Source organism: Marinobacter arenosus (assembly GCF_019264345.1).
GTDB lineage: Bacteria > Pseudomonadota > Gammaproteobacteria > Pseudomonadales > Oleiphilaceae > Marinobacter > Marinobacter arenosus.
In genome coordinates this window covers 41110-52746 of sequence record NZ_JAHVAO010000003.1, presented here as the reverse complement: position 1 = coordinate 52746, position 11637 = coordinate 41110, and the positions used below count along the sequence as shown (strand labels likewise).

Here is an 11637-nt window from a genome sequence, read left to right as displayed (position 1 = left end):
TATGTAGGTAATAGCTGACAGAACTTTGAGCGTACTGAATATCGATCCGCATGCTGTCTCCAGCGCTCTGGGTAGATGAGATAAACAACTGATGTTTATGTCTCTTTCTGCTACTTTTACCAGCTGACAACATTCAAGAGCGTGGTCGAAGCCTGAGCCCATCAGCTCGGCCACTTGCCAGCCCTGTCGCAACGACGGGGAGGACGGAACCAAGTTTTCGCAGCGAGTATTCCATGAGCACCAATATCGAGCAGATCAAATCCCTGTTGCTTTCCTTGCTACCCAAGGATGGATCAACCGTCGGCAACATGAGCCTCAAAGACCAGATTCGCGACGACCATCAACTTGCCATCAGCGACGAGGATTTTGACGCGGCTCGAAACCAGCTCCTCGATGAGGGGGCTATTGGGAAAGGGCGTGGACGCGGTGGTGCAACCTTCCTAAACCAGCCTGTCGCAGGCGAGCAGGCGATACCTGATGGTTTTGAGTTGCAAGCTCAGCAAGCGCCTTCACAGGAAGATCTCGTCTATTCCAGTCAGAAGCCAGCCTCTCCGAAATCGCCTCGCCAGCCGGCAAAGAAAAAGGGAGAGCACAGTCAGGTTTTGTCGTACCGATATGACGAGAAGCGGAAGAACAACCCGCATGTGGGCATGGTGGATACCCATTCTGACGGTGAGGAGCAAAAAACGACCTGGCAGTATGACCCGCACCTCTCTCCAGAGCTGCAATTCGATTCAAGCAGGTCGCAAGTCGAAGATCTGATTGAGGACGCGCTACACGCCCGAGAAGTCGAAGCAAAACAGGCGAAAGATGATCTGTTGACGTGGCTGGACCATGCGCTGGCGGCTGATAACGAAGCTGCTATTCGTGAGGTAGTAGCGAATCTTCGCAAAAGGGTGGCTGATAAGGAATTCCTGGAACGGGAGCGAGAGGATCTTTCTGAGCTTAAGCGTATGCAGGCTCCCTATCTGAATTGGACTGGTAAAGCGGAGCGCACCAGTTTCGAAGTGGATACCGTCTCGCTTCATGTTCATGAGCGAATTGATCCGGCAACAATACTGGCTGCTGTCCAGAAACGAATTAAAGACGCAAAGGGAAAGTCCTCTCCCGCTTTGCAGCCTGACCTGTTTCATGCTCCGTTTGAGAATCTGCCGCTCCGGGATGCCATCGACTTCTACAAGCATGAGAGGGACTGGGCCAACCGCATGATTGCGGGGGATTCGTTGCTGGTTATGAACTCCCTGCTGCAGAAGGAGGGTATGGCAGGGCAGGTGCAGACGATATTTATCGATCCTCCATATGGAATCAAGTACGGGTCTAACTTCCAACCTTTCGTAAATAAAAGGGATGTTAAGGACAAGAAGGATGAAGACTTAACCCAAGAACCTGAAATGATTAAGGCATTCCGTGATACTTGGGAGCTTGGTATCCATTCCTACTTAACATACTTGAGGGATCGGTTGCTACTTGCAAAAGATTTACTTTCTGACTCTGGAAGTATCTTCGTTCAGATCTCGGACGAAAATTTACATCATGTACGTGAATTAATGGATGAGGTGTTTGGCGATGATAATTTCATATCAGTGATTTCTTTTGCAAAAACATCTAGTGCAACTAGTGATTTATTAGCTAATGTTGCCGACTACATTGTTTGGTACTCCAAAGATCGGTCTAGAATAAAATTTAACTCGTTATACTCTGAAAAGGTTTTGGGCGGTGCTGGTGGAACTGCATACTCTAAAGTTAGGCTTCCAGACGGAAGAAAGCGTCCGTTAACAAAGAATGAAAAGTTTGATCCTAAGGTTCTCCCGGCTGGAGCATGCATATATCGGATCGATAATTTTACAAGTCAAAGGCCGCCTGGAAGCTTCCCTGTCAAATTTAATGGGGACGTATATACCCCAGGAAAAGGATACTGGAAGACGCACGAAAACGGGTTCAACCGGCTTAGCATTGCATCCCGTATCGAATCTACAAAGACATCTATTTATTACGTAAGAAACTTTGAAGACTTCCCAGTTTATCCCATAAATAACAGTTGGACCGATACTGGTGTTGCAGGCTTTGCTTCCGATAAAAGATATGTAGTCGAAACCTCTGTGAAAGCGGTTGAGCGTTGTTTGTTAATGACAACGGACCCAGGGGACCTTGTTTTCGACCCAACCTGTGGCTCTGGAACAACCGCATATGCGGCGGAAAAATGGGGTAGGCGTTGGCTGACGTGCGATACGTCTAGAGTTGCGATTGCTCTGGCGAAACAGCGGCTGATGACGGCAAGCTTTGATTTCTACGAACTAAAGTATCCCCAAGAGGGGCTGAGTGGGGGGTTCATATACAAGACCGTTCCGCACATTGGACTGAAAGCAATTGCTAACAACTCAGAAATAGACGAAATCGCTGCTAGCATGCATCCAAATGTGGACCGAGCGCTTGTAAATTTAAATCAGAAGTTGAGCAATGCTGGAACTTCTTTTGAGGTCAGAGAAGGAGCGAGATCCGGCCAAGTATTGACGTTTCTGGATAAAGATTGTTCGCAAGAGACCATGCCAAGCGGGGAAGTCGCCTACTCAAACGCACTTTTGGAATGGGAAGTGCCCTCAGTATGGCCAGAAAACTGGCCCGAGAGTGCGAGAAAAGCTTTTGAAGAATTTCATGCAAGCCGCTCTGCCATGAAAGAAAGAATCGATGCGAGCATAGCTGCTCATTCTGGCCAAGAGGTACTCTATGACCGTCCTGAGGTAAGTAAAGACAAAGTGCGAATTACCGGACCCTTTACTGTTGAAGCGGTCCCGTTTGCGACCGTACTGGGATTAGACGAAGGCGATCAGCCTGTCGAAGCGGATGTTGCATTGGCAAGATCTGGAGCGACGTCGCGTCAATCGCAGTGGCGAGAAGAGTTACTCAACTCAGGCATTCGGGGTAAAGGTGGGCAACAAATTAAACTCCAGGATTTGGAAACACTACCGGGGGCTCACTACATTCACGCGATTGGTACGGTGGCCGACAGTGGAGAGCGCGTTGCGGTTAGCTTTGGTCCTGAGCACGCGGCTCTTGAGCAGCGGCAAGTGGAAATTGCTATGCGAGATGCAGGCGACCTTTTTCCACTTCCAAAGATATTAATCTTCTGTGCTTTTAATTTTGATCCTGAAGCAGCGAAAGATATAGATAACATCAAAGGTATCCAGGCGCTTAAAGTTCAGATGAACACGGACCTGCTCACCGACGACCTTAAAAAGGGGCGGGCGAGCAACCAGTCTTTCTGGCTCATGGGGCAGCCAGATATTGAAGTCCATGAACTTAAGGGTGGTAAATTGCAGGTCGAGGTTCATGGCTTTGACTATTTCGACACCAAAACCGGTGAGCTGAAATCAGGCGGCAAGAAGAATATCGCCATGTGGCAGCTTGATACGGATTACGACAACCGTTCACTCTACGCCCGTCAGGTTTTCTTCCCCATGGCTAGCAAGAAGGATGGTTGGTACAAGCTCAAGAAAGATATTCGTGCAGAGCTCAATGAAGACTTGCTGGACAAATTTCATGGCACCAAGTCCATCCCTTTCGAGCCAGGTGAGAATCGCTGCATCGCAGTCAAGATTGTCGACGATCGCGGTATTGAGTCACTGAAAGTCATCAGGCTGGATTGAGGAGGGGGCATGGCTGATAAACCGAATTCCCTGGTGATCAATTCACCTTATGACAAACCCAACCAATACTGGTCTCAGGACGATAATGGTCGGGTTGCTGGGGTAGCTGAGGGTCGCAGGCCTGCCGCCTACGAGCTTTATGACCCCCGTAACAACACAAGACGGGTAGAGGAACTGGAAACGGTCAACCGAATCCGCCAGCGAGTAGATGACTGGCGCGATGCCGGTTGGCCTGGTGTAACTAGCGTATCCCGGGAGTTGCTCAACCACTGGTATTCTAGAGGTGAGTGGGATCCCGATTCGAAACGATGGAACGGTGGTCCGAGACCATACCCGTTTTACTATTGTCAGCTCGAAGCCATCGAGTCCTTGATCTGGTGGTTGGAGGCTCCGGAGGAATATCGTCAAGGTATATTCCTGCAAGGCGATGGTGGGCCGTGGGAGCGTATCTGCAACAAGATGGCCACCGGGTCTGGCAAGACTTCCTTGATGGCGTTGATTATTACCTGGCAAACCCTCAATGCCGTCACCTATCCGAAAGACAAGCGTTACTCCAAAGCCATTTTCGTCGTGGCACCGGGTCTGACGGTTAAAAGTCGACTTCAGGTTCTGAACCCAGGCAACGAAAGCAACGTCTACGACGAGTTTGTGTTGTGCCCTAACGAAGCAATGCGCCAAAAGCTGAACCAGGTAGCGTTGGTGATTGAGAACTGGCATAGCCTGATGCCCCTGAAGGAACAAACTCGCTCAGTGGTGAAAAAAGGCAAGGAAAGCGATGAAGCTTTCACCCGCCGGGTATTGGGCAAGCTGGCCTCCTTCAAAGACATTCTGGTCATCAATGATGAAGCCCATCACGCCTACCGCCAGAAAGCTGAAGTGAAGGTCAGTAAGAAAGAAGCGGAGGAAATGGGGATCGATCTGGAGGAAGCGACTCGATGGATCGAGGGGCTGGACCGTATCCATAAAACCCGCCGTATTCGTCGCTGCTTCGACGTGACGGCGACGCCTTTTTCGCCGACCGGGAAAAAGAATACTGAGAAAGGGCTCTTCGAGTGGATCATCTCGGACTTTGGGTTGAACGATGCGATTGAGGCGGGGTTGGTCAAAACGCCTCGAATCGTAGTCAGGGATGATGCCTTGCCTGATGCGAAGACCTATGCCAGCAAGCTCTACCATCTGTATCGCGACGCGGCCGTAAAACAGGACCTGGCGAGGAAGGCTCAGCCCACCGATCCGCTTCCAGATCTGGTCCAGAAAGCCTATGCCATTCTGGCCTATGATTGGAGGGAGACTGCGAAGAGCTGGGAGGAAAACGGGCACACTATTCCACCGGTACTGCTCACTGTTTGCAACAGGACGGAAACCGCTTCTCGTATTGAGCACTTCTTTAACAGCGGTGATTGCCTGATTTCTGGCACCCAGAACCCAAAGGCAGCCTTACGCGTGGACTCAAAGGTTCTGGAAAAAGCAGAGCGAGGCGAGAGCATCACGAAGGATAAAGATTACGTTGCTCGGCTTGAGGAAATTATAGAGGCATCCGGTTTGCCCGCAGACAAGAAAGAGGCCCTGCTGGCGGAAAAACAAGAGGACCAGCTACGGGCGTTGGTTGACACGGTAGGGAAGCGTGGCAAGCCTGGCCAGAACCTTGAGAACGTGATTTCAGTGGCCATGCTGTCCGAAGGTTGGGATGCAGCCAACGTAACTCACATCATGGGCCTGAGAGCGTTTAGTAGCCAGCTTTTATGTGAGCAGGTGATTGGTCGAGGCCTTCGGCGTGTCGCTCACGACATGGACGAGAGCGGTAAGTTTATTCCGGAGTACGTGAATGTGTTCGGTGTGCCGCTTTCGATATTTCAGGAGGTCGGTGAGGGTGGCGAAACACCTCCTCCGCCGAAACCGAGTGTGCGTGTTGAAGTGGAGCCAGGCAGAAACCACTTCGAAATACGCTGGCCCAATATTGACCGCGTTCAGACCGTTCTGAAACCTGAACTAAAGATTGATTGGAACGCGGTTGAGCCTCTGACGCTGGATCCCGCTCAAACACCGCTCAACGCTGAGATTGCCCCTGCGCTGACTGGTATCCCAAACCTTGCGCAGGTCTCTCAGATCGACCTTGAGAAGGCTGTAGAAGACTTCCGCTTACAGCACCTGATCTTCCGGGCCGCACGAAAACTGTTCCTGAGTAGTAGTGACGGTTTTGAAGGAGACAAGCAGTATCTGGCGGTGCAGCTGATTCGAATTGTTGAGCAATTCTTGGAGTCCGACAAACTCGATATCCCAAGCCTCTGGCACCAGAACCCGGTGCGTCGCAGATTGTTGTTTGCTCTGAATATGGACAACGTGGTTACCCATGTAAACCGCTTCGTGAGCAAGCAGAACGTTGAGCGCCTGGAGGCGTTGTTCGATGAGCACCAGCCTATTGGCGCGACCTCACAAATGCGTCCGTGGCTGACTACCAAACCCTGTCGGCCGACCGAGCGTTCACAGATCAGCCATGTAGTGTATGACAGTACCTGGGAAAAACCGGTGGCGGACATCTGTGAGAAGGATGAGTCGATTCAGGCTTGGGCTAAAAATGATCATCTCGGCTTTAAAGTTCGATATCTCTGGAATGGCTCATCCCGTAACTTTGTGCCCGACTATCTGATTCGACTTAAGAACGGACAGACTCTGGTTCTTGAAGTAAAGGGCCAGGATTCAGAGCAGAACCGGACCAAGCGTGCAGCGATGGATACATGGATCAAGGCGGTTAACGAGCAGGGAGGGTTCGGTTCCTGGTGCTTTGATACCGTGTTCGATCCTAGCCAGGTTCGGGATGTTATTAGCGCTCATTCCAAGCAGTCTGCTTCTGCTTGATGTTAATGGATACAAACGGATAGGTAAGGCAGTACGCATGGAATTGTTCAAGCGGGGTAAAAGACGGCTTGTTGGGCGCGACGATATACCGGAAGAGCTCTGGTGTTCAGTATCCTCAATGATTCACCTGCCTCCCATGTTGATTTCTTCATGGACAGGCCTCCTCAAGAAGCATGGACTGCTCGATAAGGCCAGACAACCTGCGCCAAAAAAGTTAATCGGTGGTTTGACTGAGAAGGAATCTAAAGATCATTTGACGTGGCGATTCACCGGTTCGTCAGCGAGGGTATCGATGCTAATGCTCGATCCAAAAGGAAAATTAGATGATATTTCTGACGCTTTTTATCAAACGTTTTCCGGTAATCGCGTTTTTATCGCTGATATTCCCGCAGGTGCAGGGGCGTCCATCCTCACGGTACTTACAACTCTCGCAGAGCTTCGCAAGCAAGAACGTATTCCGAGGAACCCTCTGACAGTGGTGATCCTTGCTGGAGAGCTTTCAGAGTTCTCCAGAGGTTACGCGAACTCGATGCTGCAGAGTGTCAAAAAAGATCTGGCAGATCAGGCTATCACCATTGAGCCTCACATACTGCCATGGAATGCCTTGGATGCATTCTCGACGACGAACTTGGTTCGAAAAATGACCCTCCACTCTCAAAACGCAGCTGCCCGAATGGTTATTTTGGCCAATTTTTCCGGCTTTCTGAATTCGAGTGGTAATTGGAAGAAAGCCAAACCTCAGTTCGAAGAGATTTTCCGGCACAGCACCGACGAAATCTTTAGTACAGCAATTTGGATCGAACCAGGAAAAAACGATGTCACTAGTGAATCCGGCTTTTTTGGCAAAGTAACGAAGTGGTTCAAGGATAATTTCCAAGTTGTCTTCGGCAATGGCAGGAACGCGAAGGACATTGGTTTTGCTTCCTCGACGAGTCAGTTTAAGCATCCGCTGAAAGACCATGACGTTCGTTCCAATCTAACCGTTGTTCGATTCGATTTGCCGGAAGTAGGTGGTGCGGAATGAGGGCTCAGACTCTGGCACTGCGGGCGATCAACCAGTATCGACGGAGAGATACGCTAGCCTATGTTGGGCTGCGTTATTTTCTAAATAACCGGTGTGCTCGCAGAGATCGGTGGGCGGATGAGATAGCGACGCATTTGGTCCGGACTCGGAGCAACACCCCTTACTTCGGATCCCAGCATTTCAAGGAGGTTGATGACGAAGGGGAAGTTCTGCATAGACGAATAGATATACCCTCTCCCACAGAGATGTACGCCGAAGCTGCTCTGATCAACCGATGTGCTGCGGAAGCTCCCTTTCAAGCTCGGTCTTGTGTATACAGCTATCGCCTTCCTCAAAACGGTTCTGAAGACGGCATATTTGAGCCTTACTTCAATGGCTTTCGTGAGCGACACCGATCAATTGCAGCAGCCAGCCACGGTGACGACGTCGACTCTCTTTTGTACACAGATATCAGGAAGTTCTACCCATCAATAAAGATAGATAGGGCACTGCAAGTATGGAAGAAGCGTAGTGAACTGGGAGGACTTGAGCGGGATTGGATTGAGTTAGGGGAAAGAATAATCCATGACCACGGTTTGATCTCAGACCGTTCAGGCGCGCAGGGGCTCCTAACTGGGCCTGCCTTCAGCCATTTTGTTGCGAACTTGGTGATGGATGATATCGACCAAAAGATGGAGTCAGAGTTTCCCGGTCATTACTGGCGTTACGTTGATGATGTTGTAATAGCTGGTACGAAGGGAAGAATCGCGGATGGTAGGCGTCGCCTCTCTGAGTTAATGGGCGAGCTTGAGCTCGAACTTCATACCGGGGATAAAGACTTTGAGGTTTCAGCCTCGACCTGGTTAGAAGGCGAGAATGATTTCACGAATTCAGACAGCCGTCTTTGGATGGAGCTCGTCTCGAATATAAAAAAGCTGCTCCTTTATAAGCCAGGACTGAAAGCTGAGCTTCATCGGGCCTTTTCAGACAATGGAATTCGCCTCCCACTCTTGGATTACGAAAGCGCCGTTGCCGAGTCATCTTTTGTTGAACGGACACGCGACTGGGCTCGTCGATATAGTTGGGCAAGAAGGCGGATTCAGGAAATCTCGGTAGCATCCCTGGTGCGCCAAGCATTGCTGGCACGGAGTAATTATACCGAAGCTCTCGATAGCCATTTGGAACACGTGCCTGTTAGTGGCTTTGGACGAAAACGGGCGATCCCAAAGCTTCGCTATTTTGCAGGCAGACTGATTTACCTTCTCCCGGACGACCAGCTGTTAGCAATGGCTGGGAAGCTGGAAGAACACCCCGAGTTATTTCTCATCTCCCGGGTCAGTAGAGCTATTGCCACCAAGGATGTGACAGATGTTTTGAATCTTGGCACGAATGCAGTCAATGCAGCAGCTCAGGTACTGCGGACTGGAAAAGCTCAAATCAGTTGTAAAACTGAACGATTGGATGAGGTGCAAAGTCAAGGCGCCGCGATGCTAGTGATAAATGGGCTCAGACTTGATGGGATCGAAGTTCATCGTGCTCCAATCAACGATTTTGCAGAGTGGAGATCGGGCTCCGAGCTAATGAGAAGTGATGACCCATTTGTCCAAGAGCTAGCTTGTTTACATGGAGTTCATCCGGATTCGCGACACACCCAGATGCTCGATACAGCATTCGATAGGGATGAGCAGCTCGCCTTTGACGTGATCACGCAGTTGCAGGAGTCGAGCTATTTTTGAGGTAGGTAACCTTGGCAGTAGGGAAATTGGTATTTCCGCCGCACCTACTGACAAAGGCGGCGCGTATTTTTTATCGCTCCGAGTCGATATTGAACCATGGCCGCCAAGTGCCAATTAAAAGGTCCTCTTGAAAAAAACGTTCTGCAACGTCGTTTTCACCGAAGTCAGTGCGATAAGAGAAGCCAACGGAATTCTCGATAATGTTTAGTGGCGCCTTCACTTCCGGAAATATATGTTCGATGCCCCAGCGGACTTGGCAGGATGTCGTTTTGGGCGGTGTTTTGTGGTTTTCGGGATGGTAATCGTGCAATCGTCCGCCACAGCCGCGTTTTAAGTGAAGCGAAAACCTTCTTCTTAAGTTGGTGGTTTTCCCTACGTATAGGCAAGGATAGGCCAACTCAGTTGGCCACCAGTCTCCGTAACTGACCTTAACTAAGCGGCCCCCTGGCCCCTTGAGAATAATTGATCGGTTTGAGTTCATTAGCTTGTCGCGGTCCCCAATCCACCAAAAGGCATACAGGCCAGCCTCGTGTGGTAGGTCTATCTTGTTGCCCGAGCAAATCTCCTTGATCGACCGGACCTCGGTGGGAGAGTGCATAAACTGAGAATCTCTAGGGGTCTACAGCGCTGAAATTAAGATTGCAGGTCTATCGTAACTGATTTGTAGGTGCGTAACGCCCTAATTGTAAACATCCCCGTTTTAGGTGCACCGATGGGGGATTACAACTTGTTCACTACTCTTTAAGCTTTCGACGTTTCGGCGGGGTACGTTTAGGTTTTGTCGATCGGAGCGGAGGAGCCACTGCTGAGTTAATCCAAAGCACATCAGTCACCGGAGTACCGAGGACTTTCTGCACGTAAGGGCACAATTCAGGAACGGAGACACGGGCTCCGCCGTCGACTAAAACGCGCTTCTCCTTTGACGTAAGAGGGCCCGAGCTTAAAGCTGTGGCCACGCAAGAGTGAGGTGCTCGATGCTTTTCGCTTGTCATTCTCTCGATATCCGACCTGAATATTCCCCAAAACAATTTCATTTCCGGCATCGGTTTGCTCCTCCTACGGAGTTATCGATGCGTGTCCACTGAATTGGGGGAAGTCCACCCATTAACTACTTTTCTTGTTAGGAACAGCCAGAAAATCTCAAATTCATATGTAAAGTGGATGAATTGGAAGTGATCCGAGCTGCACCTGCTATTTCGTTAAAAGTGTTTCCTTGCCTAAGAATTTTTATCTGTCAACTTATAACGTTTTCAAAACTTTTAGGTAATAGTCTTTCGAAAGCGCTTTCTACAGTGAATTCGATTTGGCGCAAGTTAGCTTCTTCGTCCTCATTGTCAATGATCCATTTTGATTCGCTTACGAGACCGCCAGCGAGTAGATCGATCAAATCAGCAACAATATTTTTGTCAATATCAAGAAAACAGGCGAAAGGGCCACCATTGGCTCTGTATTCTTCAATGGAATCTAATATAGCCTCATAGACCGAATCTCGTATTTCTTCAAAATCAGACGTGTCAGTCACCGTGTCGAAAATCTCGATAGCCAATCTTGGTACTAGCCGTTTTCGATTTGTTCTAAACATGACCTCTAACTCAAATTCGGCCGTTTTATCAGCTTCCCGGCGGGCGTTCGCAAAAAATTCAAAACAGCGTTGAGCGTCATGTCCCAGCATATAGTTCAAGAGCGCGGCTGCTGCTTTCGTTTCGTCATAGTCAATGCTTGAACTTTCTACGATTTTTACATAACCAGGAAGACCATTTTCGAAAACTCCCAAACTGCCATCTGATCCAAAAAAACAGTATTTTTGGGGGTCTGAATACTGCGATAGGGTGGAATAAAGAAGGGGAGAAAGTTGTTCAAGTTGTGGATAGATTGATTCTGCGAATATTTCAGCAGATTTTTCTTCATCAATGCTATCTCTGTGATGCGACCGCATGATTGATATGAACGACTCGGGTCTGAAGCAAGATTCGAGCTTGCTACCTGCATTTAATCTGCCCATCACCCTTGCATACTGGTTTTCACCGGCAACGATTTCAGACCAAATGTTGTGAGCGGTGTTCGTCCGGCTAAATCCGACGCCACATTTCGCTGTGTATCGACGGAAATTTTCACCCGTTTTGTAGAAGCTATCTGCAGAGAAAACTAAAAACATTTTCAATCTCCTGCGGGAATCTGGTGACTGTTAGAGCGGTCCCACACTGATTAAAAATGTTGATCGTGAGTCTAAGTGATAATATTTTCGAGTTGCAGGCCAGTCACTGCCTAGGAGAACGAATCACCCTCAGATGTTTTTCAACATCCTCCAACGACGAGATTATTGCGGGTGATTTTCGATGTCAACTCAGTCAGCCGCGGGCACCGACGATCAGTTTCACATCGCCGAGGACCAATCACC

The 11637-nt window shown here is 49.4% G+C and carries 5 protein-coding genes; 4 read left to right on the top strand and 1 reads right to left on the bottom strand.

Annotation, left to right across the window (positions count from 1 at the left end; translation table 11 throughout):
- Nucleotides 1-233 precede the first annotated feature (233 nt).
- From KXD86_RS16275 to KXD86_RS16260, 4 genes are read left to right on the top strand one after another with little or no spacing between them, the layout of a single operon-like run.
- The gene (locus KXD86_RS16275; RefSeq protein ID WP_218637220.1) at nucleotides 234-3644 is read left to right on the top strand and encodes a site-specific DNA-methyltransferase; all 3411 of its coding nucleotides are present in this window, start codon (nucleotides 234-236) and stop codon (nucleotides 3642-3644) included.
- 9 nt (nucleotides 3645-3653) lie between these two features.
- The gene (locus KXD86_RS16270) at nucleotides 3654-6500 is read left to right on the top strand and encodes a BPTD_3080 family restriction endonuclease (protein ID WP_218637219.1); all 2847 of its coding nucleotides are present in this window, start codon (nucleotides 3654-3656) and stop codon (nucleotides 6498-6500) included.
- Nucleotides 6501-6537: 37 nt separating this feature from the next.
- A complete protein-coding gene (locus tag KXD86_RS16265) occupies nucleotides 6538-7524 on the top strand; it encodes a hypothetical protein (RefSeq protein ID WP_218637218.1) in 987 nt (328 codons plus the stop codon).
- Complete coding sequence (locus KXD86_RS16260) at nucleotides 7521-9239, top strand: RNA-directed DNA polymerase (protein ID WP_218637217.1); 1719 nt, start codon at nucleotides 7521-7523, stop codon at nucleotides 9237-9239. The genes KXD86_RS16265 and KXD86_RS16260 overlap by 4 nt, the downstream gene beginning before the upstream one ends.
- A 1234-nt stretch (nucleotides 9240-10473) precedes the next feature.
- Here the strand turns inward: KXD86_RS16260 and KXD86_RS16255 are convergent.
- A complete protein-coding gene (locus KXD86_RS16255) occupies nucleotides 10474-11394 on the bottom strand; it encodes a hypothetical protein (RefSeq protein ID WP_218637216.1) in 921 nt (306 codons plus the stop codon).
- Nucleotides 11395-11637: the final 243 nt, after the last annotated feature.

Excerpts from the sequence above, each read along its gene's own strand:
- KXD86_RS16275 (WP_218637220.1), top strand. The coding sequence starts at position 234 with ATGAGCACCAATATCGAGCAGATCAAATCCCTGTTGCTTTCCTTGCTA.
- KXD86_RS16270 (WP_218637219.1), top strand. The coding sequence starts at position 3,654 with ATGGCTGATAAACCGAATTCCCTGGTGATCAATTCACCTTATGACAAA.
- KXD86_RS16265 (WP_218637218.1), top strand. The coding sequence starts at position 6,538 with ATGGAATTGTTCAAGCGGGGTAAAAGACGGCTTGTTGGGCGCGACGAT.
- KXD86_RS16260 (WP_218637217.1), top strand. The coding sequence starts at position 7,521 with ATGAGGGCTCAGACTCTGGCACTGCGGGCGATCAACCAGTATCGACGG.
- KXD86_RS16255 (WP_218637216.1), bottom strand. The coding sequence starts at position 11,394 with ATGTTTTTAGTTTTCTCTGCAGATAGCTTCTACAAAACGGGTGAAAAT.